This is a genomic window from Thermoanaerobacter wiegelii Rt8.B1 (assembly GCF_000147695.2).
Classification (GTDB): Bacteria; Bacillota; Thermoanaerobacteria; order Thermoanaerobacterales; family Thermoanaerobacteraceae; genus Thermoanaerobacter; species Thermoanaerobacter ethanolicus.
In genome coordinates this window covers 1,480,001-1,505,631 of sequence record NC_015958.1, presented here as the reverse complement: position 1 = coordinate 1,505,631, position 25,631 = coordinate 1,480,001, and the positions used below count along the sequence as shown (strand labels likewise).

23 protein-coding genes, 2 pseudogenes and 1 CRISPR repeat array (2 of these 26 running past the window's edge) are annotated in these 25,631 nt (G+C 33.9%); of the genes and pseudogenes, 19 read left to right on the top strand and 6 right to left on the bottom strand.

Features of this window, described 5'->3' with window-relative positions:
* Nucleotides 1–2,542: direct repeats of the CRISPR family, unit length 30 nt; unit sequence GTTTTTAGCCTACCTATAAGGAATTGAAAG; it reaches 134 nt to the left of the window's first position.
* 153 nt (nucleotides 2,543–2,695) lie between these two features.
* On the bottom strand, nucleotides 2,696–3,916 hold the full coding sequence (locus THEWI_RS07475; RefSeq protein WP_014062984.1) for an IS110 family RNA-guided transposase: 1,221 nt from the start codon (nucleotides 3,914–3,916) through the stop codon (nucleotides 2,696–2,698).
* Between the two features lie 502 nt (nucleotides 3,917–4,418).
* On the opposite strand from THEWI_RS07475, the gene istA reads away from it, so the two are divergent.
* The 4 genes and pseudogenes from istA (at nucleotide 4,419) to THEWI_RS07455 (ending at nucleotide 7,624) form a co-directional block, all read left to right on the top strand.
* Nucleotides 4,419–5,594 carry an IS21 family transposase gene (gene istA, locus THEWI_RS07470; RefSeq protein WP_014062983.1) on the top strand — a complete coding sequence of 392 codons (1,176 nt, stop codon included), beginning with the start codon at nucleotides 4,419–4,421 and terminating at the stop codon, nucleotides 5,592–5,594.
* A 37-nt stretch (nucleotides 5,595–5,631) separates the two neighbouring features.
* Nucleotides 5,632–5,778, top strand: coding sequence for a hypothetical protein (locus tag THEWI_RS14200; protein WP_279625586.1), 147 nt, complete (start codon nucleotides 5,632–5,634; stop codon nucleotides 5,776–5,778).
* 36 nt (nucleotides 5,779–5,814) lie between these two features.
* Nucleotides 5,815–6,967 (top strand): annotated as a pseudogene (locus THEWI_RS07460) (IS3 family transposase).
* A 264-nt stretch (nucleotides 6,968–7,231) separates the two neighbouring features.
* Nucleotides 7,232–7,624, top strand: coding sequence for an ATP-binding protein (locus tag THEWI_RS07455; RefSeq protein WP_083820897.1), 393 nt, complete (start codon nucleotides 7,232–7,234; stop codon nucleotides 7,622–7,624).
* Nucleotides 7,625–7,859: 235 nt separating this feature from the next.
* Here the strand turns inward: THEWI_RS07455 and THEWI_RS07450 are convergent.
* A pseudogene (locus THEWI_RS07450) lies at nucleotides 7,860–8,312 on the bottom strand (transposase); the annotation flags it as partial.
* Between the two features lie 37 nt (nucleotides 8,313–8,349).
* Here THEWI_RS07450 and THEWI_RS14865 point away from each other — a divergent pair.
* The 6 genes from THEWI_RS14865 to THEWI_RS15265 all read left to right on the top strand — a co-directional run bounded on the left by THEWI_RS14865 (nucleotide 8,350) and on the right by THEWI_RS15265 (nucleotide 14,325).
* Nucleotides 8,350–8,583: a hypothetical protein gene (locus tag THEWI_RS14865; RefSeq protein WP_244262183.1), complete on the top strand. Its 234-nt coding sequence runs from the start codon at nucleotides 8,350–8,352 to the stop codon at nucleotides 8,581–8,583.
* A complete protein-coding gene (locus THEWI_RS14860) occupies nucleotides 8,540–9,391 on the top strand; it encodes a hypothetical protein (protein WP_244262182.1) in 852 nt (283 codons plus the stop codon). Before THEWI_RS14865 ends, THEWI_RS14860 begins: the two co-directional genes overlap by 44 nt.
* A complete protein-coding gene (locus THEWI_RS14855; protein WP_341853102.1) occupies nucleotides 9,361–9,753 on the top strand; it encodes a restriction endonuclease in 393 nt (130 codons plus the stop codon). The genes THEWI_RS14860 and THEWI_RS14855 overlap by 31 nt, the downstream gene beginning before the upstream one ends.
* A gap of 124 nt (nucleotides 9,754–9,877) precedes the next feature.
* Nucleotides 9,878–11,629, top strand: a complete 1,752-nt coding sequence (locus THEWI_RS07440) for an MrcB family domain-containing protein (protein WP_014062982.1) — start codon at nucleotides 9,878–9,880, stop codon at nucleotides 11,627–11,629.
* A complete protein-coding gene (locus THEWI_RS07435; protein WP_014062981.1) occupies nucleotides 11,604–14,084 on the top strand; it encodes a DUF2357 domain-containing protein in 2,481 nt (826 codons plus the stop codon). The genes THEWI_RS07440 and THEWI_RS07435 overlap by 26 nt, the downstream gene beginning before the upstream one ends.
* 118 nt (nucleotides 14,085–14,202) lie before the next feature.
* A complete protein-coding gene (locus tag THEWI_RS15265) occupies nucleotides 14,203–14,325 on the top strand; it encodes a hypothetical protein (RefSeq protein WP_279625585.1) in 123 nt (40 codons plus the stop codon).
* A 58-nt stretch (nucleotides 14,326–14,383) separates the two neighbouring features.
* Here the strand turns inward: THEWI_RS15265 and THEWI_RS07430 are convergent, their stop codons facing one another.
* Nucleotides 14,384–14,962, bottom strand: a complete 579-nt coding sequence (locus THEWI_RS07430; protein WP_014062980.1) for a Uma2 family endonuclease — start codon at nucleotides 14,960–14,962, stop codon at nucleotides 14,384–14,386.
* A gap of 194 nt (nucleotides 14,963–15,156) precedes the next feature.
* On the opposite strand from THEWI_RS07430, the gene lspA reads away from it, so the two are divergent.
* A complete protein-coding gene (gene lspA / locus THEWI_RS07425; RefSeq protein WP_014062979.1) occupies nucleotides 15,157–15,591 on the top strand; it encodes a signal peptidase II in 435 nt (144 codons plus the stop codon).
* 4 nt (nucleotides 15,592–15,595) lie between these two features.
* Nucleotides 15,596–16,513 carry an RluA family pseudouridine synthase gene (locus THEWI_RS07420; protein WP_014062978.1) on the top strand — a complete coding sequence of 306 codons (918 nt, stop codon included), beginning with the start codon at nucleotides 15,596–15,598 and terminating at the stop codon, nucleotides 16,511–16,513.
* A 362-nt stretch (nucleotides 16,514–16,875) separates the two neighbouring features.
* Here the strand turns inward: THEWI_RS07420 and THEWI_RS07415 are convergent, their stop codons facing one another.
* The gene (locus THEWI_RS07415; protein WP_014062977.1) at nucleotides 16,876–17,871 is read right to left on the bottom strand and encodes an AIR synthase family protein; all 996 of its coding nucleotides are present in this window, start codon (nucleotides 17,869–17,871) and stop codon (nucleotides 16,876–16,878) included.
* Nucleotides 17,872–18,091: 220 nt separating this feature from the next.
* On the opposite strand from THEWI_RS07415, the gene pyrR reads away from it, so the two are divergent.
* The 7 genes from pyrR to pyrE all read left to right on the top strand — a co-directional run bounded on the left by pyrR (nucleotide 18,092) and on the right by pyrE (nucleotide 24,259).
* Nucleotides 18,092–18,628 carry a bifunctional pyr operon transcriptional regulator/uracil phosphoribosyltransferase PyrR gene (gene pyrR / locus THEWI_RS07410; RefSeq protein WP_004401205.1) on the top strand — a complete coding sequence of 179 codons (537 nt, stop codon included), beginning with the start codon at nucleotides 18,092–18,094 and terminating at the stop codon, nucleotides 18,626–18,628.
* A gap of 205 nt (nucleotides 18,629–18,833) precedes the next feature.
* Nucleotides 18,834–19,748 carry an aspartate carbamoyltransferase catalytic subunit gene (locus THEWI_RS07405; protein WP_014062976.1) on the top strand — a complete coding sequence of 305 codons (915 nt, stop codon included), beginning with the start codon at nucleotides 18,834–18,836 and terminating at the stop codon, nucleotides 19,746–19,748.
* 1 nt (nucleotide 19,749) lies between these two features.
* Nucleotides 19,750–21,045: a dihydroorotase gene (locus THEWI_RS07400; protein WP_014062975.1), complete on the top strand. Its 1,296-nt coding sequence runs from the start codon at nucleotides 19,750–19,752 to the stop codon at nucleotides 21,043–21,045.
* Nucleotides 21,046–21,104: 59 nt separating this feature from the next.
* Nucleotides 21,105–22,028: an orotidine-5'-phosphate decarboxylase gene (gene pyrF, locus THEWI_RS07395; protein WP_014062974.1), complete on the top strand. Its 924-nt coding sequence runs from the start codon at nucleotides 21,105–21,107 to the stop codon at nucleotides 22,026–22,028.
* An 8-nt stretch (nucleotides 22,029–22,036) separates the two neighbouring features.
* Nucleotides 22,037–22,768 (top strand): dihydroorotate dehydrogenase electron transfer subunit, encoded by a 732-nt coding sequence (locus tag THEWI_RS07390; RefSeq protein WP_014062973.1) that lies wholly within the window; start codon nucleotides 22,037–22,039, stop codon nucleotides 22,766–22,768.
* Nucleotides 22,765–23,673: a dihydroorotate dehydrogenase gene (locus tag THEWI_RS07385; RefSeq protein WP_014062972.1), complete on the top strand. Its 909-nt coding sequence runs from the start codon at nucleotides 22,765–22,767 to the stop codon at nucleotides 23,671–23,673. Before THEWI_RS07390 ends, THEWI_RS07385 begins: the two co-directional genes overlap by 4 nt.
* 13 nt (nucleotides 23,674–23,686) lie before the next feature.
* Nucleotides 23,687–24,259, top strand: a complete 573-nt coding sequence (gene pyrE / locus THEWI_RS07380) for an orotate phosphoribosyltransferase (RefSeq protein WP_039931432.1) — start codon at nucleotides 23,687–23,689, stop codon at nucleotides 24,257–24,259.
* Here pyrE and THEWI_RS07375 read toward each other — a convergent pair.
* Nucleotides 24,256–24,489: a peptidoglycan-binding domain-containing protein gene (locus tag THEWI_RS07375; RefSeq protein ID WP_014062971.1), complete on the bottom strand. Its 234-nt coding sequence runs from the start codon at nucleotides 24,487–24,489 to the stop codon at nucleotides 24,256–24,258. The two genes, pyrE and THEWI_RS07375, sit on opposite strands and share 4 nt — an antisense overlap.
* Before the next feature lie 66 nt (nucleotides 24,490–24,555).
* Nucleotides 24,556–25,631 carry the 3' portion of a class I SAM-dependent rRNA methyltransferase gene (locus THEWI_RS07370; RefSeq protein ID WP_041589214.1) on the bottom strand. Its footprint extends 100 nt past the window's final position, so the window shows 1,076 of its 1,176 coding nt (coding positions 101–1,176); the start codon falls outside the window, past its right edge; its stop codon occupies nucleotides 24,556–24,558.

Here is a 25,631-nt window from a genome sequence, read left to right as displayed (position 1 = left end):
TTTTAGCCTACCTATAAGGAATTGAAAGCTGGGATGCAGTGGCTAATCAATATAGAAGATGGCCGAGTTTTTAGCCTACCTATAAGGAATTGAAAGTACATCTATGCCACCGCCTTATATTTGCGGTATAGGTTTTTAGCCTACCTATAAGGAATTGAAAGTAGCTCGTCTGACATAAACCTCAAAAAGCTTATAAGTTTTTAGCCTACCTATAAGGAATTGAAAGTAAAATGCTCTTTCTTGAGCATTCCACACATTTATAGTTTTTAGCCTACCTATAAGGAATTGAAAGACGAATTTATCTATGTATATTTCAATTTCATCATCTTGTTTTTAGCCTACCTATAAGGAATTGAAAGCATGAAGCTGTTACTGTAGCTGTTCCTGATGTTGTTGGTTTTTAGCCTACCTATAAGGAATTGAAAGTTGTTTTCTTCTTCTTCAATAGCCTTAATTATCCTAAGTTTTTAGCCTACCTATAAGGAATTGAAAGCACAGTACAGTTCCGTACAGTACCTTGGCTCAACAAGTTTTTAGCCTACCTATAAGGAATTGAAAGCTGGATAGGAGACTATATAAGAGGGGAGGCTAAATAGTTTTTAGCCTACCTATAAGGAATTGAAAGTCTGCAAGCTTTTTAATGGCTTTAAATATATTTTTGGTTTTTAGCCTACCTATAAGGAATTGAAAGCTAGCTAGAAGGAAAGAAGAACAAAGGAAAATTGGTTTTTAGCCTACCTATAAGGAATTGAAAGTTTTTTTGCTCCTGTGACCGCCATATAGTGCATACGTTTTTAGCCTACCTATAAGGAATTGAAAGCATCATTCCCCACCATTGACATTTCGTCTACAATAGTTTTTAGCCTACCTATAAGGAATTGAAAGATGGGTATGGTATTTTACAACTAACACTTGATGCCGAGTTTTTAGCCTACCTATAAGGAATTGAAAGGTAATATGGAAGTTTGCCGAGGCTTTTAAAGATAATACGTTTTTAGCCTACCTATAAGGAATTGAAAGTACACACACTGTCAGATGAATTAAAAAACAAAATTGGTTTTTAGCCTACCTATAAGGAATTGAAAGTTTTTATCTGAGATAAGCAGAGAAAAACTAAACAGAGTTTTTAGCCTACCTATAAGGAATTGAAAGCATCGTCTATGTAGGCGAATCCGTCTTCGCCTACCAAGTTTTTAGCCTACCTATAAGGAATTGAAAGTATATGCATATATTCTTATATTCTTTACTCTTTTATTGTTTTTAGCCTACCTATAAGGAATTGAAAGAAGGCATAAAAAAAGAGGCCCCGAAGGGCCATACAAGTTTTTAGCCTACCTATAAGGAATTGAAAGTATATATGAAGTCTGTCATATTTATCCCACCCTTGAGTTTTTAGCCTACCTATAAGGAATTGAAAGACTCCAATATACTTTTCTTTCTTCCCTTTTATTCCATCGTTTTTAGCCTACCTATAAGGAATTGAAAGTGCGACTAGTAAAAGATGAAGATTTAAGGGAATTTGGTTTTTAGCCTACCTATAAGGAATTGAAAGATATGACATTTGGTGCTATAATGAAGCCAGCTTTCGGTTTTTAGCCTACCTATAAGGAATTGAAAGATGGTGTTATTTCTGGCGTTGGTTCTGCTATAACGTGTTTTTAGCCTACCTATAAGGAATTGAAAGGATATATCGTCCTTTAGTTGTAGTAGCATTTCGTAGTTTTTAGCCTACCTATAAGGAATTGAAAGAACTTTGGGCGCTATCGTAAAAGACATCGTCACACAGTTTTTAGCCTACCTATAAGGAATTGAAAGAGTTTGGCATCCACTTGTCCGCATCTTTGCCGGGACGTTTTTAGCCTACCTATAAGGAATTGAAAGTTCTCACGTATGACAAACTTTCTTCCTGCCTGTGCGTTTTTAGCCTACCTATAAGGAATTGAAAGACAAATTTCCTCAAAAGATAATATATGGCTAACAGAGTTTTTAGCCTACCTATAAGGAATTGAAAGTCATGAACATAAAATAAAAAGGGCTTGCTAGCCCTCGTTTTTAGCCTACCTATAAGGAATTGAAAGAAGGGATAATGCTTGGTTTATCTGTAATTTCAATGTGTTTTTAGCCTACCTATAAGGAATTGAAAGAATGCAACTTTGTAGAATTTGTCACGATATTTTTGCGTTTTTAGCCTACCTATAAGGAATTGAAAGATGCACTTGCGATAGGTATAACATTACCAATGCTTGGTTTTTAGCCTACCTATAAGGAATTGAAAGATATAGGAGGGGTGGTGGAAGATGTTTGATTTAAAAGTTTTTAGCCTACCTATAAGGAATTGAAAGATGTACCCACTTGAAGTTTACGCAATTGAGGATGGTAGTTTTTAGCCTACCTATAAGGAATTGAAAGCTGTAATCCACAAAAGCTAAAAATTCTTTTTGCTCAAGTTTTTAGCCTACCTATAAGGAATTGAAAGCAGGGCCTTTACTTCACAAAACACAACTTAACCATTGTTTTTAGCCTACCTATAAGGAATTGAAAGATGTCGTTCTCCTGATACTTGTCTTCTACTCCTAACATGTTTTTAGCCTACCTATCCTGAAAATAGTGTCTCTCAAAAAGGCAACAAAAAACTAAACCCATACCGATGTAAAAATATGGGATAAATGAATGGTTAATAAAGTTAAATTAAAAGTTAAGACACTGCAGATTCGACCGTGACCTTAAGGCCTAAAGACTCTAGCTTTTTTAAAGATTGACGAATAATCATATTACGCTTTTTCTCTTCATAATAAGTAGGACCTAATTCAATATATGGTTGCTTTTGCTTGAGAATATGATAAACTATAATTAAAATGCTATGTGCCACTGCAACTGCTGCACGGTTTGCTCCTCTTCGAGCAGCGATGCGGTGGTACTGACTTGAGAGATAAGTATCTTTTGCCCTTGAGGCAGCTCTGGCAGCTTCAATAAGAGAGCTTCGCAATTTTTGGTTACCTTTTCGAGTTCTTGCAGACTTTTGTTTACCAGCACTTTCATTATGACCTGGACACAACCCTGCCCAAGAACACAAATGGGCAGCAGAAGGGAACTGTTCCATATTCGTGCCGATTTCGGCTATTATTTGTTCTGCAGTTCTTCTTCCGACTCCAGGGATTGTATCCAGCAGTGCCAGGTCTTTTTCAAAAGGGAGCATTCGATTTTTAATTTCTTCGTCTAATTTTGCTATTTCTTCATCAAGGTAATCAATGTGTCTAAGCTGTATTTCCAGAAGCATCCTTTGGTGATGATTGATCAAGCCTTTTAAAGCGCGTTTTAGTTCATCCATTTTATTTTTTAGCTTGCCTTGAGAAAGCTCAGCCAGGGTTTCGGGATTTTCTTCACCATTTATAATAGCCTCAAGTATAGAACGACTGGATGCCCCGTTGATATCAGAGACTACGGAAGACAGTTTGATATTAGCTCCTTCTAAAACCTTTTGTATGCGATTAAGTTCTCTTGATTTTTCTTCAATGAGGCTTTTTCTATAGCGTACAAGCTCGCGAAGTTCTCTTTGTTCACGATCTGGCACAAAGCTGCCTTGCAAAAGGCCATGTTGTAAGAGACTTGCTATCCACTCAGCATCTTTTACATCGGTTTTTCTACCAGGGACATTTTTAATATGCTTAGCATTGACGAGTAGGATTTTAATGCTCTCAAGCTCAAGTAGATTGTAAATAGGTTTCCAATAAGAGCCGGTACTTTCCATAGCAACAACAGAACAACCTTTAGCTTTAATAAATTCTTTTAATGCAATAAGGTCATCGGTCATAGTTGAAAAAGTACTGATTTCTTTACCTTCTGGTGTTATTATACAAGCTACGACATTCTTTTTATGGACATCTAATCCGCAAACGTGAGAGTAAACTAAATCCATGAAAGAGCCAACTCCTTTTTTTAAAATTTGAACGATAGCGACTGTAAAATTGAAGAGCTGGTGCAACAACCATAAGGGGTTATTCTATCCTGCGTGCTTCCCGTAAAGGGAGCAACAATCTGTGGTGCACCTGGTCGTTGGAGTCTGTCTATGAGTCGGGCTCAAAGCACCAAGGTAAGAACGACCTTTCTTCACCAGCCGCTGTACTGATTATATCATCAAAAAAGGACATTTTCATCCTCTGCTGGTGCCGCATTTGCGGCATGGGAGTCTATAAGGAATTGAAACTTGTACCACCTGTCGCAGCGTTGAAAAGCCCAGCCTCGTTTTTAGCCTACCTATAAGGAATTGAAACTCTCCCCTTCTAGTCGATACAAGTCTGCTTTAGAAAAGTTTTTAGCCTGTAAATGATAAAATAAGAATGTACGAAAAGTGGAAAATAAAAATGTACAAATTTGTACATAAATTTGGTATCCTTCTGTTTGTAGGAGGGATACCAAAAATGAAAAATCTATTAGGTGAAATTAGTATATTTAAAGCTATGGAGATAAAACCTAATTTTTCAGAATTAGCAAGAGAATATGGAGTAGATAGGAGAACTGTTAAAAAGTATTATGAAGGATATGAAGGCAAGCCAAAAACAAGAAATAAACAAAGTAAATTAGATAAATACTATGATGAAATAAAAGCAAAGCTTGAAATAAAGGGGGTTACGGTAAAGGGAGTATATGAATACTTTGTTTCTAAAAATTATGATATTGGGACATATTCTAATTTCAACAAATATGTAAAGAGAAAGGGGCTGAAACCTACTAAAAAAGCAAGTGGTCATCCACGATTTGAAACTCCTGCGGGAAAACAGGCCCAGGTAGATTGGAAGGAAGACATAAAATTAGTTTCGAGATATGGAGAAGAATTCGTTGTTAATGTATTTAACTATAAACTTGGATATTCAAGATATTGCTACTTTGAATATAGGAAAGCAAAAACTCAACAAGATGTAGTTGAATGCTTGATAAACGCATTTAAAGCTACAGGAGGTGTTCCGGAGGAAATACTTTTTGACAATATGAAAACAGTAGTTGATATAACAAACGATGGGAGGAAGATAAATAATAAAATAAAAGCATTTGCAAATGATTTTGGCTTTAAGATACGCTTATGTAAACCAAGACATTCATATACCAAAGGAAAGGTGGAATCATCTAATAAATTTATTGATTGGTTACTGCCATACAATGGTGAATTTGAAAATGAAGAAGATTTAATAAAGATAATTGATGAAATAAACAAAAAGGTTAATCAATCCACAAATCAATCAACAGGGATACAACCGATAATATTATTCCAAAAAGAAAAGGAGTATCTATCTCCGCTACCAACTAATGATATCATAGAAAGTTATATGAACTTCGAGCAAAAAGCAACTGTCCATAAAGATTCTATGATATATTACAAAGGGAGTAGATACTCAGTCCCTCCAAAATATATAAACAAAACTGTAACTCTTAAAACAGTAGAAAATGAGTTACATGTATATTTTAACACAGATTTGATATCTGTCCATATATTAAGTGATAAAAAGATAAACTATCATGAATCTCATTATAGAGAATTAATGGAAAATCTCATCAAAAATAGAGAAGATATTGAACAAATATGTACAAATAATACTTAATAGAATTAGATAAATTATTGCAGAGGTAGGTGAAAATGTGAGTAACTATATTAAGCTATTAAACAATTTAGAAGAACTTGGATTAAATAACATAAAAAATAATATAGATATGTACTTAAACCTGATTAAATCAGGAGAAAAAAGTGTTAGATGCTCTATATGTATAATGATACCAGAAAACTAGACAGACAAAAAGGCAAAAATAAGTTAGAATATAGTTATGAATAAGAGAAGAAATTTTACACCAGAACAAAAAGCCAAAATTGTATTAGAGGCATTACGAGAAGAAAAAACGCTTAATGAAATCGCTGCTGAATATGAAATACATCCGAATATGATTAGTCGCTGGAAAGCAGAATTTATCAATAATGCAGCAAAGGTATTTAGCAAAGAAACCGACGAGTTAGAAAAGGTCAAAAGATCATATGAAAAGGAGAAGGAGGAATTATTAAAACAAATAGGGCAGCTCTCTTATGAGAATGCCTGGCTTAAAAAAAAATCTGGCCAATTCTAAATCTCGTGAGGAACGCATGAAAATGATTGATAGGGGTGATAAAAAGCTTAGTATCAGCAGACAGGCTGAGCTCTTAGGCATTAATCGTACAAGCCTTTATTACAAGTCTGTTCCAACAAGCGATGAAGAATACATGATTAAGCGCATAATTGATGAGGTTTATACAGCCCATCCCGAATATGGCTATCGCAGAATGACAACTATACTAAGGAGGGATTATGGAATTCTTATCAACCGTAAAAGAACTCGCCGCTATATGCGGGAAATGGGCATACACGGATTCTACCCTGGGCCAAATCTTAGTAAGAGACTGCATAGCAAATATTTCTATCCATACTTATTAAAAGGGTTAAACATTGATCATCCTAATCAAGTATGGTCAATAGATATAACATATTGTCGGATGAAACGAGGCTTTATGTACATGGTAGCCATAATAGACTGGTAATCTAGGTATATTGTAGGATATGGGCTGTCTAATACACTTGAACATACATTTGTTATTGATACAATAAAGAAAGCCATAAAGCAGCATGGAGCTCCAGAAATCATGAACAGTGATCAAGGCTCACAGTTTACCTGTGATGATTATATAAATTTGCTGAAAGAAAATAATATCAAAATATCTATGGTGAGTTTTGGCAGAGCATTAGACAATCAACGTATAGAACGATTTTTTAGGAGCTACAAATGGGAGAAGCTGTACTTGGAAGATTGTGAAACTGGGCATCAGCTAAGAAAAATAACACAAGAGTATATTGAATATTACAACAATAAGAGACCACACCAGTCATTAGGGAATAGAACACCTGCTGAATATTACTACGGAAAACCTAATACTCTTGTGCAAGCTGGCTAAATCTGTGGCATTTATCACATGTTCCCTGTGGTGAACTTTTCATTCCATGCCTTGATGCATCAGTAATATACAACTTGTAGATCACTAAGATGTTGATGTTTGACATAGCTGTCCAAATATCTAAAATGGTATGCACTAATTGTGATAAATCTAAACACACAAATAACTTCACTTTGTGTATCTAACTTACATTTTATATAAAATTATCAAAATAAAGGAGGTGCAAAAATCTAACTTAGATTTTTAAAAAAATTGTCTTGACAAATGGGGGCATTATATTCTACATATTTTATTCATTTTCAAGAATTAATGTCTCAATTAAAAAAGGCATTAGCAGAAAACCGTTTAGAGATCCGATTAAAACATTTTTCAAAGTATAAAGTGTTAATAATAGACGAAGTAGGGTATTTACCAATAGACACAGATGCTTCAAATATATTTTTTCAGCTAATATCTAAAAGGTATGAAAAGCATAGTACTATTATTACAACTAATATGCCCTTTTCTAATTGGGCAGAAGTATTTGGATCAGCAACATTAGCCAATGCAATATTGGATAGATTACTTCATCATTCGCATGTTATATCAATAAAAGGGCCTTCATATAGATTAAAGTCAAAAGTTGAATATTTTAACAGTTCTTCGAATGCATCTTAGTACATTTTTTGTACAAAAATATATTGACTTTTACACCATTACATCATAGCAGTGTTTTTAGCCTACCTATCCTGAAAATAGTACGGAGATGCTTTGTGATGTATGGCAAAGGCGAAATGAGTTTTTAGCCTACCTATCCTGAAAATAGTGTCTCTCAAAAAGGCAACAAAGAACTAAACCCATACTGATGTAAAAATATGGGATAAATGAATGGTTAATAAAGTTAAATTAAAAGTCAAGACGCTGCAGATTCGACCGTGACCTTAAGACCTAAAGACTCTAGCTTTTTTAAAGATTGACGAATAATCATATTACGCTTTTTCTCTTCATAATAAGTAGGACCTAATTCAATATATGGTTGCTTTCGTTTGAGAATATGATAAACTATAATTAAAATGCTATGTGCCACTGCAACTGCTGCTCGGTTTGCTCCTCTTCGAGCAGCGATGCGGTGGTACTGACTTGAGAGATAAGTATCTTTTGCCCTTGAGGCAGCCCTGGCGGCTTCAATAAGAGAGCTTCGCAATTTTTGGTTACCTTTTCGAGTTCTGGCAGACTTTTGTTTACCAGCACTTTCATTATGACCTGGACACAGCCCTGCCCAAGAATACAAATGGGCAGCAGAGGGGAACTGTTCCATATTCGTGCCGATTTCGTCTATTATTTGTTCTGCAGTTCTTCTTCCGACTTACAGCTTAGACATATAGCAGGAAATAGGACGAGACTTGCGACTGCCGGTGGATATTTATGGAAACCGATGTTTTGACAGTGAAATAAATGTTTTGACTGTAATTGCCAATGACTATTACGATCACTTCGCTGAAGCCTTGCAAAAAGATTTTAGATTGGAGGAAGGATTAGATCAGGAAGAAGTTACTTTTGAAGTTATTTACCAAACCTTGGCAGATGCCGGGGATGCCAGAGGAATTTCTTGTAGCAGATACAGTGGAAGCTTTTAGGACTGAACTTATTAATACTGGAATTATTAATGCTAAAACTAACCAACTAACGAAAGATGCAGCAGAGATAATATATCATGAATTTACAAATTCAAGTTTACAACAATATCAAGAAGCTATTAAAGAGAAATTTATAGAAAATATGAAAGCAAAAGGAAGTAAGCGAATTGAGATTAAAAATGGTGATGAAGAACCTGTGGAAAATGGATATCACAGTTTTGTAACGGAAAAAGAATTTCAAAAGCTTTTAGCAGAATTACGTGAACGAATAAACAAAAGAACAATTTACCATGTAAACATTGATAAAGAGGAATTTATTAAACAAAGTATAGAAGAAATCAATAAACATCTAACTAATAAATTTATTTATCGTCAATATGAAATAGCAACAGGATGTATAGATTTCAAAAAATCAAATGAGTTGCAAATACATGATCCTGCTAAATTTACAATTAATCTTGGAATAGAAGAAATAGAAAATAATAAAAGTGATTTTGAAATAATAAATTATCTCATGCATCAAACTTTCTTACCAAGGAAAGCTTTAATCAGAATTTATTCAGCTTTAGAAAATAAAATTTTATTGCAAAAACAGGAGATTTTGGATGAAGTAATTAAGATTCTTCAAAATAAATTGAATGAATTCCAGGCTAAAAATATAGAATATGAAGTTTTAGAAGGGGTTGTGTTTGAAGAGAAGAATATTTTTGCTGTGGATGAAATTGAACAATGGATGCTAAATGAAAGTGCTAAAAAAGCATATAAAACAAAAGAAGAATACCGAAAAGCTCTCCAGATATCCGTGTAGATAGTCATGGGGAGTATGAATTTGCAAGAAGCCTTGATGAAGATCCTGATGTTCTTCTCTTTACAAAATTGAAAAAGGGAGGACTTGTCATTGAAACCCCTTATGGAAATTATACTCCTGACTGGGCAATAATACATAAAGTTGATGATCATAAGGCAAAGTTGTATTTTATTGTGGAATCAAAATTTGAAAAAGAAAGAATTAATTTAACCGATGTGGAAAAAGCCAAAATTGAATGTGCCCGTAAACATTTTGCCACCGTATCCAGTGATGTAGTTTTTGATTGGGTCAATAGCTATGAAAGATTTAAAGATATTGTAAATAGAAGTATTCAAAAAAATAATGTAGGGAAAAGAAGTTAAAAAAGGCTTAAGAAGGAATTTTTAAAATACATGTCGAAATATATAAAGTGTTTAATTAAATAAAAATGGGATATTTTGAATAATAACTAGAGAAATTTATATTTTTGAGAAAGGTAAGATAAAAATGTCACTAAAGACTCTTTTTAAAGAGGTTATGGATAATTATATAAAAGCTAGAACCTCACAGCCGTTTAAAGGAAATAGAATAGGAGATATATTACGAAAAGAAATACCTCAGGAGATACAAAAATTTGATTTTATAGGTGATGAATATTTTATTAAAGGCTCTAATGGTCAAGGTAACTGGGCAGAAATTCCTTGGGTTGCTATTATGGACAAAAATATTACACAAACTACAATGGAAGGGGTATATATTGTTTATCTATTTTCTTCTGATATGAAAAGGCTATATTTAACTTTGAATCAAGGCTATACTAAGTTAAAAGATAAATATGGCAAATTTGGGGCCATTGAAAAAATGTTATCTCTTGCTTCAAAAATAAGGAGTAAAATAGAGGCAAAGGGATGGAATACAGATAATAATTTACCAATTGGCAATGAATTTTATGAAAAAGGGACAATATTTTATAAAAAATATGAGAATGATGATTTACCAGATGATGAAACATTAAAAAATGACCTTCATGATTTGATAAATATTTATAAAAACGTTTCTGTTTTAAGCGGTGAAGATAAGGATCAAATATATGAAAATGAGGAAGATTATATACCTGACAACGATACTAGTTATAATGTCAAAGATGAACTTGATTACATAAAAAGTTACATAAAAAATCAGGGGTTTAGCTACAATGATAAGTTAATAGAAAATTTTTATTTATCTTTGAAGTCAAAGCCATTTTTAATTCTTGCTGGTATTTCAGGTACAGGGAAAAGCAAACTTGCAAGACTTTTTGCGGAGGCTATAGGTTGCAATACCAAGAATGGACGATTTATGTTGGTACCTGTAAGACCTGACTGGTCAGATTCTACGGAATTATTAGGTTACAAAGATATGCATAATAAATTTCATCCTGGAGTTTTAACAAATTTTATAAAAAGGGCTATAAACGATATAAATAAACCTTACTTTTTTGTATTGGATGAAATGAACCTTGCACGTGTAGAGTATTATTTCAGCGATATTCTTTCAATTATAGAGTCACGAAAAAAGGATGGCGATAGAATTGTTACAGATCCCCTTTTGAACAAAGAACTGTTAGATGAGGATTCTTTCCATGAATATGGCAATTTGTACATACCTGAAAATTTATATTTCATTGGCACTGTTAATATGGATGAGACTACGTTTCCCTTTAGCAAAAAAGTGCTTGATAGAGCAAATGTTATTGAGTTTTCTGATGTAAACCTCGATTATTTTGTTGGAGATATCGAAGAAATTACTGAAAAAGTATTAAACAATAGTTTTTTGAAGAGTGAATTTCTAACATTAAATGATTGTCTTGATTATAGGGAAATTATTGATGATGTGATTTTGGTTTTAAAAAAAATTAATGATGTTCTAAGAGAAGGAAATTTGCATTTTGGTTATAGGGTGAGAGATGAAATAAGTTTTTATATGATATACAATGAGTTAAATGGTTTAATGGATTTTGATGAAGCGTTGGATTTAGAAATATTGCAAAAGATTTTGCCCAGGATACACGGAAGCAGTATCAGTATAAAGAAAATACTTATCGAATTATTTAAAATATGTTCTGGCAATTATGAAGCCAAGTATGAATATGAGGATATGGATGTTAGTGATAAGATGCTTAAAGATATGGATAATTGTGTATATCCAAGGTCAGCAGAAAAAATTATTTATATGGTAAGGAGATATGAAGAAGATGGATTTACGTCATACTGGCTCTGATGTTGACCTGCTTTATATATCTACTCCGAAATTTGATTTTTCAATAAAAAGCAATCCCTATCATCCTAATGTTGGTGCTTTAGATATTAATAAAAACATAAAGGCAAAAATATATATCTCGTGTACAGAATATACTGCAGAAATTTATTCTCCAATAGAGAATAAAATGGTGCCATATACGGGGGATAGTTATCCTCTTTTTTATGAACAACAGAATTATGAAATTGTGATTGAGAAAAAAACAGATGATGATGTATTATTTTGGCATGAGAATATAAATATCAGAAACAAAGTACGTTTTGTAGGTGCTTCCAAAAGAGTATTATCAGGTATTATTAATTTTAAAAATGATATTGGATATTCAGAGCTTATTATGCTAGTGAATAATCGAGAATATCTAAAGGTAACTATTGAGGTTTTTCCTTCTAAAATTGACTATCAAAAGGATTATTATGCTCTTTTACAAGATATTAACAATGAATTATACAATCTTACATTTGATTTTTATAAAAGGACATACTTTTATAGCATGACTAAAAACAAGGTAGGAAACAGCCTCACTGAATTTTTTGCGATTATAAATCAAGTGTTTGATAAGTTAAATAAATCGATCATGATTGTGCTAAATATGCCCCATCATGTATTAAAAAAAGATAGGGAAATACTCAAATATTATACTGCAAAAAGGGTTGACAGAGAGGGAATAAAATGGATTAACAAGCATCCTCAATATGTGAAGAACATTAATGGGGAAATAATAGTTGACAAAGTTTTCTCTGTAAAGAGTTCTATTACCTATGATACATATGAAAACAGATTGGTAAAATACATTATAAAATCTATAATAAAAAAGCTTAATTTAGTTAAGAAAAATTATGAAAAAGAATCAAGTATTGTTGATGAAAATATTAAAAAAAGCATTGAAGCGATGATATATAAGCTTGGAAGGCATTTAAATTACAGTTTTTTGAAAGATGTTGGAGATATATATACTATGAATTCACTTTCCCTTGTGCTTAATATGGCGCCAGGATACAAGGATGTTTATAAATATTATATTATGCTTTTAAAGGGACTTATGATAAGGGAATACATTTTTAAAATATCTATGAAAGATTTGGCTATATTATATGAATATTGGTGTTTTATCAAACTTAATTCAATATTGAGAGAAAAATATAGTCTTGTAAAGCAAGGTATTATTAAATTTAATAATCGAGGACTTACTGTTACTTTGACAAAAGGCGAGGAGACTCGTGTTGAATATCAAAATCCAAAAAATGGGGAGATATATTCCCTAGTGTACAATAAGAAATTTAGATATGATAATATCCCAACTACACCTCAAATGCCTGATAGTATATTATCGTTGAGTAAAGTTGGATCAAATACTATATTTAAATATGTACTTGATGCAAAATACAAAATAAATCCTGCAGTTGTTGATACAGATTATTATAATAAATATCGTTCTCCAGGTCCAGAAGAAGAGGATATAAACACTATGCATAGATACCGTGATGCCATTGTGTATGAAAATAAAAATAATAAAAATTTTGAGAAAATGGTTTTCGGGGCTTTTATATTGTTTCCATATTCTGACGAAGAAAAATATAAAGAACATCATTTTTATAAAAGTATTGAAAAAGTTAATGTGGGAGGACTGCCATTTTTACCTGGTTCTACTAAGCTTGTTGAGAAACTCATAGATGACCTTATAAATAACTCTTTCGAATCAGCTTTTGAAGATTCAGTTTTCCAAGGTGGTACATATGAATACCTTGATCAAGTAAAGTTTGATGATAAAGAAGTACTTGTTGCTCCGTTGTCAAGTAAAGAACAGCTTGAGATAAATCTCAAATATAATTTTTATCATATACCTTATAAAAATATTAAGTCTAGCGGTATCAAGTTTAAATATGTTGCGATATACCAGTCAATCAAAAAATTTGATAAAGAAGCGGGGATACACTATTATGGTAGGATAAAAGGTTTTGAAATAGTAAAAAGGAAAGATATAAAAGAAATACCAAAGGATTCTGATGAGTTATATGTAAAATTTGAAATAGAAAAATGGAAAAAGCTTGAAATACCTATTACTTGTGGTCCTTTTGGAGTTACAAATCGTATATATACTAATTTGTTTCTTCTTAAGAATGCAAAAAACGTATCAGAACTTTGTATAAAAACAAAAGAAGACTATAGACTTTATTTGGAACTTAAGAGGTTGTATGAGCATCAAGAAGAATTTTTAAAAGTCAATATTAATAGTAAAATGATTGACGAAAATACAAAAATAACAGGCTTTAAAATAGGGAATTTAACGATATTTATAAATGAGGGTTATTATTATATTTATAAAGATGATATTTTACGAGATAAAATACCTATAGAAGAATTTTCAAAAAGACCTAATGCAATTATAAAGAGGATAAGAAGAGAAATACAGCAATAATTCATTTAAAATTGGAAGAAGTAATGCCGATGTATAGGAAATTTTTAAAGCGATAGAAGATATTTTTTAACTGGATCCGTAATTTAGAGGAGGTATAATTGAAAGTGAGCTGGATTTGTTGGGTACAGTTTATAGGAAACTGGGGCAAAAAGAAAAGGCGTTAAAGCAATTTCAAAAGATTTATGTGGAGGATAGTAATTTTTTGGATGTGGCTGAAATTTTAAATGAGATGGAAGGTTAAGAATACCGTAAAAACTTTATGTATACTTCTCAAGTTCTAAAGGAAAAACCTTTCAAAGCTATTTAATAAGTTTTGCGATATTTATCTCTAATTTTTTAAAAATATTAACTTTTATAGTATCTTCTATTGTATATTTTTCGGGTTCTGAATATTGACCCTTTTCATCCAATTTGTAGACAAATATATTTTTTGAAACAGGATTTACTATCCAGTATTCCTTCACTTTAAATTTTTCATATAAATAGAGTTTTTTAACGTAATCAATAGAAACATTTGAGGGTGAAACGACTTCGATTATAAAGTCGGGTGCACCTTTTAAGCCTTTATCGTCTAATTTACTTTTATCACATATCACGGAAATATCAGGTTGAACAACATTTTTACAATTTTCTTCAGTTTCATCTTTGTCTATTAATCTTACGTCAAAGGGTGCCACATAAACTTCACATTCTAAATTTTTTTCTTTAATAAAATTCCCTATAACCCTTGAAACTTCTGTAATTATTTTTTGATGAATTCTTGAAGGTGAAGGTGACATAGCGACAAAGTTACCCTCAATTAATTCTACTCTTTCACCATCTTCCAATTTAAGATAATCGGAATATGTGTAAATATTATGTTTTATTGGGAATTCCATAATTATCACTCCTGAATTTATATTAAATTTCTGCAGAGGAATTAATGCAATTTTGTATATATTCCTCCATAATTTCATTATATCTTATGAGCACTATATTTTAAACCTATAGCTTTAAAATGTTTTATTTTGTATAATATATTCGTACAGCAATATGGTTACAAAAACAAATGAATACATAGGAGGAATTGACTTTGGAGATAATTATTGTAGCGTTTGTAGTTTTGCTTGACCAAGTGACAAAATACCTTGCAGTAAAATATCTTATGCCTATATGGAGCTATCCGGTTATAAAGAATTTTCTTCATCTTACTTATGTAGAAAATAAAGGTGCGGCATTTGGGATGCTGCAGAATAAGACTCTTTTTTTTATAGTGATAACAGTAATTGTAGGAGCTGTGTTGATTTATTCTATGATTAAATTGCCGGAAAATAGTGTGTATAATTATACACTTGCTATGATTTTAGGTGGTGCTATTGGAAACCTAATTGACAGAGTGAGGCTGGGGTATGTTGTGGATTTTATTGACTTTAAATTTTTCCCTGCGGTTTTTAATGTTGCAGATTCTTTTATAGTTATAGGAGCTATTATATTAGGATATCTTATGATTTTTATGGAGAAGGCGTGATGGGATGAACGTAGTAGATAAGATAGTTTTGCAAGGAGAAAAAGAGGATGAGGGAAAGAGAATAGACGTTTTTCTTGCGGCAGAGTTAGATTACACAAGGTCTTATATTAAAAAATTGATTGTGGATGAGCTTGTTTTTGTAAATGGTAAAACGGTAAAGCCCAGTTATAAGGTAAAAGAGAATGATGAGGTTGTTGTAAATATCCCAGAGGCAGAGAAAATTGATGTACTGCCAGAAAATATACCTTTGGATATTCTTTATGAAGACGATGATATAATTGTGATAAATAAGCCCCAGGGAATGGTAGTGCATCCGGCGCCGGGTAATTACAGCGGTACACTTGTTAATGCACTTCTTTACCACTGCAAAAATTTATCGGGAATTAACGGCATTTTAAGGCCGGGTATAGTTCACAGGCTTGATAAGGATACCTCTGGTGTGATGGTTGTTGCTAAAAATGATAAGGCGCATATAAGTCTTTCTAATCAAATAAAAGAGAGAAGTGTTTTTAAAAAATATGTTGCTATTGTAGAGGGAGTTATAAAACATGAAGAGGGGAAAATTGAGGCTCTTATAGGAAGGCACCCTGTTGACAGAAAAAAGATGGCTGTAATAGAGGATGGAAGATATGCTCTTACATTGTACAAAGTTTTGGAGCGGTTTAAAGAAAATACATTAGTAGAGGCGGTTATAAAGACAGGTAGGACTCATCAGATAAGAGTGCATATGGCTTATATTGGTCATCCTGTTGTAGGGGACCCAGTATATGGCTTTAAAAAGCAAAAGTTTAAGTTGGAAGGGCAGGCATTGCATTCACATGTTTTAGGATTTATGCATCCTACAAAAGGAGTGTATATGGAATTTGAAGCTCCACTTCCTGAGTATTTTGTGAGGTTGATTGAAATTTTGAGAAACAAATAGAGATAGGATTACAAGGAAATCCTATCTCGCTTTATTGATAAAATTCTAATTTTTTGTTGGCATTTTGCATCGTTCGCTCCAGGTGACATCGCCGACTAAACTAGCGCTCGACCTCAGGCTCAAGCGGGGTTCCGGGCACATTCGACCTCCTTGTCTCAGGTGCCCGCCTCCGCCCTCCTTGGCTTTGGCCCCACTTTCGCTCCTCGGTCTCGCTAAGTTTCCTGGCACTCAACTGAACGGGCTGGTCCTTTCTCTTATTCTCCTTTTTTAACATTTTCGGTTGAGTGCCGGGCTGTCAAGTCGCTTCACTTATGCAAAATGCCAACATATCATAAAAAGTTTGTTTACACCCTGAGATAGAATTATAAAAGAATCCTCTCTTTATTTACTAAGTATATTTCATCTCGCTCTGGTGGAATTATTTCTTCTTTTCCTTTTGATGTTATTAAATATTTTCCTTCTTTTATAATTTTACCTATTATTGTAGCTTGTATTCCTTTTTCGGATAGAGATTTGACTATTTTATCTCCATCACTGGCAGTAATTATCATTGAACCGCTGGATATGAGCTTTAAAGGGTTTATGCCAAAAAAACGGCAAATTTCTTTTGTCTCAGGGCGTATTGGCAATTTTTCTTCATATATTTTAATGCCAAGGCCAGAGGCTTCTGCAATTTCATAAGCTGCTCCTAATATTCCTCCTTCTGTTATATCGTGCATTGCATTTGCACCATTTTGTGTTGCAGTAAGTCCTTCTTCTATGACACTTATTTCGTTTATAAAACTTTGTGCTTTTAAGATAAAATCTTTATCGTAGCGCTTTAGCAGCAAATCTTCATAGTCAGTTGTTAAAATTGCTGTGCCTTCAAGGCCTAAAGCTTTTGTAACTATGACATCATCGCCTATTTTTGCGCCTTTTGTGGTTATGTACTCACCTTTTTTAGCCATGCCAATTGCTGTTGTGCTTATAATAGGCTTGTTTACTGTAGAGGTTATTTCTGTGTGGCCTCCTAAAACTTCAATGCCTAATTTTTTTGCTGCTCTATCTATTTCTTTCATGATGCCATGTAAAATAGCTTCTTCAGTACCTTCAGGAAGCACTATAGTTGATAATATTCCAATTGGCTTTGCACCACAAGAAGCCAAGTCATTACAGGATATTATGACAGATAAAAAGCCACTTAATTTGTCTGCTGCTGTTATGGGATCTGTTGAAAGGACCGCCACGTATTCGCCGAAATCGATTATGCTACTGTCTTCTCCTAATTGGGAGTGGACTAAAACTTCTTTTCTTTTAACGCCAAGATAAGGGAAAACACTTCTTTTGAGTATTTCTACAGGTACTTTTCCTACTTCCATTTTGTCACATCCTTCTTTTAATATTGGTGTCAATACTAACATCTTAGCACAATTTTTATTTTTTTAAATATTCCCTATAGACAAGTTGAAAAGAATGTGATAATATATAGAAAACGAAGTCTTTTAAGCAGTCCTGTGAGGCTGGCAAGGTTGGCATAATTATATGTAGCATAAAAAGCTTCTTGCCAGTGCAAGAAGCTTTTTTGTGGAGGTTAGGAAGTTGAAGATAAAAGCAGAGATAATGGATGAAAAAGCCATAGACAGAGCCTTGATAAGAATAGCCCATGAGATTGTGGAAAGGAATAAAGGCATTGAAGATGTGGTTTTGGTAGGCATTAAGACAAGAGGAGTGCCTTTAGCAGAAAGAATAGCAAGGTATATATCGCGAATTGAAGGAAAAAAGCCTCCAGTAGGGTCATTGGATATCACCCTATACCGTGATGACCTTACCACAGACCTTGAACAGCCTGTAGTCAAGAAAAAAGATATAGGTGTGGATGTGGTAGGTAAAATAGTGGTGTTAGTGGATGACGTGATATACACAGGAAGGACTATAAGGGCTGCTATGGATGCAATTATCGACTTAGGAAGACCTAAAGCGATACAGCTGGCAGAATTAATAGACAGAGGGCACAGGGAATTGCCTATAAAGCCAGATTATGTGGGTAAAAATGTTCCAACATCAAAAAATGAAATAGTAAATGTGATGTTGGAGGAAGTAGACAAAGTCAACAGAGTGGTAATAACTGAAAAGTAGCACCTTTAATTTAGCCCAGCGAGGCTAAAAAGGGAGAATGATAGATATTCTCCCGGAGTATTAAACTCTAAAAAGGGAGGATTTTTTATGCCAAAATTTAAAACCCTAATTTTAACAGAAGATAATATTTTATACAAAAAGAGTAGTACCATTTCACATTATCGTGATGTGGTGACTACTCTTTTTTCAAAAGGAGGAAGGTAATGTGGATAGAAAAGACCTATTAGGCATTAAGGATTTATCGAAAGAAGAAATACTTGAACTTTTAGACATTGCAAAGGAGATGAAAAAAATTCTAAATGGAGAAAAATATTCACAGATACTAAAGGGAAAGACAGTTGTGACGATTTTTTTCGAACCTAGCACGAGGACAAGACTATCTTTTGAGATGGCAGCAAAGTATTTAGGCGCTCATTACGGAAATATAGAAGTGGCAACCAGCAGTGTTGCTAAAGGGGAGTCTTTAATAGACACCATAAGGACTGTTGAGATGATGAAGGCGGATGTGATAATAACAAGGCACAACATGAGTGGAGCGCCGCATCTTATGGCAAAATACACAGATGCCTCTATCATAAACGCAGGAGATGGTATAAATGAACATCCCACCCAAGCCTTGTTGGACATGATGACAATCAGAGAAAAGAAAAAAAGCTTTGAAGGATTAAAAGTGGCGATAATAGGAGACATTATGCACAGCAGAGTTGCACGGTCAAATATATGGGGACTTAAAAAGATGGGGGCGGAAGTGAGAGTTGCAGGCCCTTCCACCTTGATGCCACCACAAATAGAAAAGATGGGAGTTAAAGCTTACTACAATGTAGAAGAAGCTATAAAGGATGCGGATGTAGTGATGGGACTAAGAATTCAATTGGAAAGGCAAAAAAGTGGACTATTCCCATCAATTGACGAATACAGAGAATATTTTGGGATAAATAAAGAGAGAATGAAACTTGCAAAAGCCGATGCGATATTGATGCATCCAGGACCTATAAACAGAAATATTGAAGTTACTTCAGAAGCAGCAAATGCTGAGTATTCTGTCATAGAAGAACAGGTAACGAATGGTGTCGCTGTCAGGATGGCACTTTTAAAAATACTTTGTGAAAGGAGAAATTAAAATGAGGATGATTATAAAAAACGGTACTGTAATAGATGGGTTTGGAAGTGAAGTTAAAGCGGATATATTAATAAACTATGGAATAATAAAGGCGATAGATAAAAATATAGAAATTTCGGATGCAGTAGTAATTGATGCGGCAGGCAAATATGTACTCCCAGGTTTTGTGGATATGCACACACATTTAAGGCAGCCGGGATTTGAAGAGAAAGAGACTATTAAAACAGGTACAGAGGCTGCAGCAGCAGGAGGTTACACTACTGTTGCCTGCATGCCAAATACAAATCCTACTATAGACAATGAAATAGTAGTAGAATATGTAAAAAGCATTGCGCAAAGAGAAGGAGTTGTAAAAGTACTACCTATAGGAGCTATGACAAAGGGAATGAAAGGTGAAGAGATAACCGAGATGGCAAAACTTAAAAAAGCAGGGGCTGTTGCCTTATCTGATGACGGTTTTCCAATAATGAGTGCAGGGCTTATGAAGAGGATAATGACATATGGAAAAATGTATGACTTACTCATGATAACTCACTGTGAAGACAAAACATTAAGTGGCGAAGGTGTAATGAATAGCGGAGTAATTTCCACAATGATAGGATTAAAAGGCATACCAAGAGAAGCAGAAGAAGTCATGCTTGCAAGAAATATTATACTTGCAAAGTCAACCGGTGTAAGGATTCACATCGCACATATCTCAACAAAGGGAAGTGTCGAACTTATAAGAGAAGCGAAAGAAAAGGGAGTGAAAATAACTGCTGAAGTGACTCCTCACAATCTTACCTTGACAGATGAAGCAGTCTACAATTACGATACAAACACAAAAGCTTATCCACCCTTAAGGACAAGAGAGGATATAGAAGCATTAATAGAAGGATTGAAAGATGGCACAATAGATGCAATCGCGACAGACCATGCCCCTCACACTAAGGATGACAAAAAAGTGCCTTACGACATGGCTGCTTTTGGAATATCAGGCTTAGAAACAGCCTTTTCCGTGATAAATACTTTCCTTGTACAGACAGGTAAAATAACCATAAAGGAGTTAGTCAATTACATGAGCATAAATCCTGCAAATATATTGGGTATATCCAGTGGAATAAAGGTTGGCAAGACAGCGGATATTGTGATTGTAGACCCTTATGAAGAGTATGTAGTTGACAAAGATAAATTTAAATCAAAAGGAAAAAACACACCTTTCCATGGTATGAAGCTAAAAGGAGTTGTGGAATACACAATAGTTGAAGGTCAAATAAAATATGCAAGGGATAGAAAAATTGAAAAAATTGAGGTATAATTAATAAAGGAATATTTATGCGATAAAATGAATAAATTTTCAATAAGAGGATGGTGTAGATGTTTATTGATAATTTAATTGAGAGTATAAAAGCTAAGAAAAGCCCTGTTGTAGTGGGGCTTGACCCCAGAATTGAAAAAACTCCACAATTTATAAAAGACGTTGCTTTTAAGAGAAAAGGAGAAAATATTGAAGGCATATCTGAAGCTTTATACCTTTTTAATAAAGGTATAATAGATGCAGTCTACGATGTTGTGCCTGCGGTCAAAATCCAAGTTGCTTTTTATGAAGTTTATGGGATAGAAGGATTTAAAGCTTTTTTCAAAACTGCTGAATACGCTAAAAATTTAGGGCTTATGGTAATAGCGGATGTTAAAAGAGGAGATATACAAGAGGTTGCAAAAATGTATTCAAAAGCATATTTGCAAAACCAGTTGTTTGATGCGATTACTGTAAATCCCTATATGGGTGAAGACACTATAATGCCTTATGTAGAAGATGCGATTAAATACGATAAGGGTATATTTGCACTTGTCAAGACTTCAAATAAAGGTTCTAAAGATATACAGGATATAAAAACTGCAACAGGAGAATACGTATATCAACGAGTTGCTAAAATAATAAATAAAATTTCAAAGTCAGCAGTTGGGAAGTATGGCTATAGTTCTATAGGTGCAGTAGTGGGGGCAACATATCCAGAGGAGGCAAAAGTGCTAAGAAAGGAAATGCCAAATTGTTTCTTTCTAGTGCCAGGCTATGGGGCACAAGGGGGGACTGTTGAAGATATAATGGATTGTTTTGATGAGAATGGACTTGGCGCGATAATAAATTCTTCACGTAGCGTTATCTATGCATATCAAAGTCCTTACTGGAAAGATGTATATTCTGAATATGAGTATGCACAAGCGGCGAGAGCAGAAGTAATTCTTATGACAGGCATGATTAACAATGGCCTTGTTAAAAGAAAATACATCGCTTGTTGAGGTGAAAAATGGAGACCAGGATATTGTCTAATGAAAAGATAGCCAGTGGCATTTATAAATTGGTATTTGAGTGGAAGGGGGGAATACCCTCTCCAGGCCAATTTGTAATGGTAGACTGCAAAGGCAAGACTTTTCTAAAAAGGCCTATAAGCGTATGCTCTGCTGATGACAAATCAATGACAATTGTATATCAGGTTAAAGGGGAAGGTACTAAAAATTTATTCGAAATGAAAAAAGGAGACACAATTGAAGTAACAGGTCCTCACGGACATGGTTTTGAACTATATGAGGACAAAAATGTGTTAATAGTAGGAGGGGGAATAGGCATTCCTCCCCTTCTATACCTTGCTAAAAAAATCAAAGCAAAAAATTTGTATATTGCGTTGGGATTTAAAAGAGAAATTTTTCTTGTGGAGGAGTTTAAAAATTTAGGAAAAGTTATTGTCACGACAGAGGACGGAAGTTTTGGGAAAAAAGGAATGGTGACACAAGGAATTGAGGATATAATTGATAAGATTGACATAATATATGGCTGTGGACCAAAGCCTATGCTAAAAGCTCTTAAAGAGATTTCTTTGAAAAATAACATTCCTTGTCAAATATCTGTAGAAGAAAGGATGGCTTGTGGCATAGGAGCTTGTCTTGTATGCGCTTGTAAAGTGAAAAAAGATGGTGGTTTTGAGTACAAAAGAGTGTGCAAAGATGGTCCCGTCTTTTGGGCAGAGGAGGTGGAATTTTGAATTTACAAGTTGAAGTTGGGGGACTTAAGTTAAAAAATCCGGTGATGACAGCTTCAGGTACTTTTGGGTTTGGAAGAGAGTACGGAGAATATATTGATTTAAATAAATTAGGAGCGATAGTTGTAAAAGGACTTACAATAAAACCTAAAGAAGGTAATCCACCTCCACGAGTTTATGAAACTCCTTGTGGAATGCTAAACAGTGTAGGGCTTCAAAATCCGGGTGTAGATGCTTTCATTGAGAAAGAGCTGCCTTTTTTAAGAGATTATGATGTTGCTGTAATAGTAAATATTGCAGGAGAAACCATTGAGGAATTTGCTTACATGGCAAAGAAGCTTGATATAGATGGTGTTGATGGAATTGAAATAAATGTCTCCTGTCCAAATGTAAAAAAAGGTGGTATGGCTTTTGGAATAAATCCTGAGGATATATTTAATATAACAAAAGAAGTAAAAAAAGTTACACAAAAAACTGTTATTGTAAAATTAACACCAAATGTGACGGATATTGGGGTTTGTGCTAAAGCAGCAGAAGATGGAGGAGCAGATGCTGTATCTTTAATTAATACAATTGCAGGAATGGCTATAAATATTGATACAAGAACCCCTGTTTTTAAGAACGTGATTGCGGGTTTGTCTGGACCTGCTATAAAGCCTATTGCCCTTAGGATGGTGCATGAGGCAGCGAGAGCCGTGAAAATTCCTGTTATAGGTATGGGCGGTATAAGTTCATTTAAAGATGCATTAGAATTTATGATTGCGGGGGCGAAGGCAGTGGCAATTGGCACTTGTAATTTTGTAAATCCCAATTGCACAATTGAGGTTATTGAGGGAATAAAACAATATATGGTTTTAAACAATATAGAAGACATAAATGAGATTATAGGTTCTTTAAAGGTTGATTAAAGGGGATGAGAAAATGGAAAAAGAAGAAGTCTTAGAGATTTTTAGCAAGTTAGGAGTAATTAACAAAGGACATTTTTTATTGACATCAGGAAAACACAGCAATACCTATTTGCAGTGTGCGAAAATATTTCAATATCCTAAATACAGCGAAATTTTTAGTAAAGAATTGGCATTAAAATTTAAAGGCCACGAAATAGATGTTGTAATAGGGCCTGCAATTGGAGGAATTATATTGGCCTATGAAGTTGCTCGTCAAGTTGGAGCAAAAGCTCTTTTTGCAGAAAGAGAAGAAGGAATGATGAAGCTAAGAAGAGGATTTGAAATCAAAGAAGGAGAAAATGTGCTTGTAGTAGAAGATGTAGTGACAACAGGGGGCTCCGTAAAAGAAGTTATAGAGTTAGTCAATTCTTTAAAAGGTAATGTAATAGGAGTTGGAAGCATAGTTGATAGAAGTGACGGAAAGGTAAATTTTGAAGTTCCTTTTAAGTCTGTGGTAAGCTTGTATGTTGAAGCATTTGAAAGAGAGGAATGTCCCCTTTGCAAAGAAGGCATTCCTCTTGTAAAGCCGGGAAGCAGGAAATTTTAAGGTATAAGCATATTTATAACTCTCATTGTTTCAGGTCCTACAATTCCGTCAACTTTAAGGCCATTGTCCCTTTGAAATTTCATAACAGCGTTTTTGGTCCTTGGTCCAAAAATGCCGTCTATTGGACCAGGGTCATAGCCTAAACTTTGAAGAATCATTTGAAGCTGAAGGACATCGTATCCGACGGTACCCTCGTATAGAAGCCTGGAGCCTAATTGTTGCCTCTCCATTTTTTCACCTCATTTATACACTTTCACTATTACACAATATGATAAAAATAGGGAAAGTGTTCTTTTTTATAAGACTTGTAGAATTAGGCACTTTAAGTATTGAGTTTCTTCAGAGGCTAATAATATTGGATGGTCTTTTGATTGAGTACGTTGTTCTACAAGTCTTACATTTCTTTTAGCATCATTGGCTGCCTCTTTAATGACACCTAAAAACATATCTGGTTTTATGTGCTGTGAACAAGAGCAGGTGATGAGAAAGCCTCCTTCTCTTAGAATTTTTAATGCTCTTAAATTTATTTCCTTGTATCCCCTTAATGCGTCTTTTACAGTTTCTTTGCTTTTTGTAAAGGCAGGGGGATCTAGTATTACAGTATCAAACTTTCTGCTTTCTTTGTCATATCTTCTTAATAGGTCAAAGGCGTTGTCACATACGAAATTACATCTTTCTTGATAACCATTGAGTTCTACATTCTTTTTTGCGATTTCAATGGCTTCCTCAGAGATGTCGACTGTCTCAACTCTTTTTGCACCATAGTGCAGGGCATGTACTGTAAATGAGCCTGTATGGCTGAAACAGTCTAGAACTTCTGCATCTTTAACGTAATTTTGAATTGCTTTTCTGTTTTCTTTTTGATCTAAAAAATACCCAGTCTTTTGGCCATTTTCAATGTCTACCCAAAATTTTATTCCATTTTCTTCAAATTGTTGCATTGTGTCAAACTTGCCGCACAAATATCCTTTTTGCTGTGGAAGCCCTTCTAATTCTCTTACATTTACATCATTTCTTTCATAAATGCCTTTGGGATTTAATATTTCAACAAGGAGCTTTACTATTGTATTTTTATATTTGTCTATGCCTAATGCAAGAGTTTGCAAAACAAGATAGTCACCAAATTTGTCCACGATTAAAGCGGGTAAAAAATCTGCTTCTGCAAATACAACTCTGCAGGAGTTTAAATTGTCCATAACTTTTTTTCTGTATTCCCATGCTCTTTTAATTCTTCTTCGAAAAAACTCTTCATCTATTTCTTCATTAATATCTCTGGTCAATAATCTGACAGTTATCATGGATTTTAGATTTATGTATCCTTTTCCTATGAATTCTTTTTTGTGATTTAAAACATTTACAATTCCACCTGGAG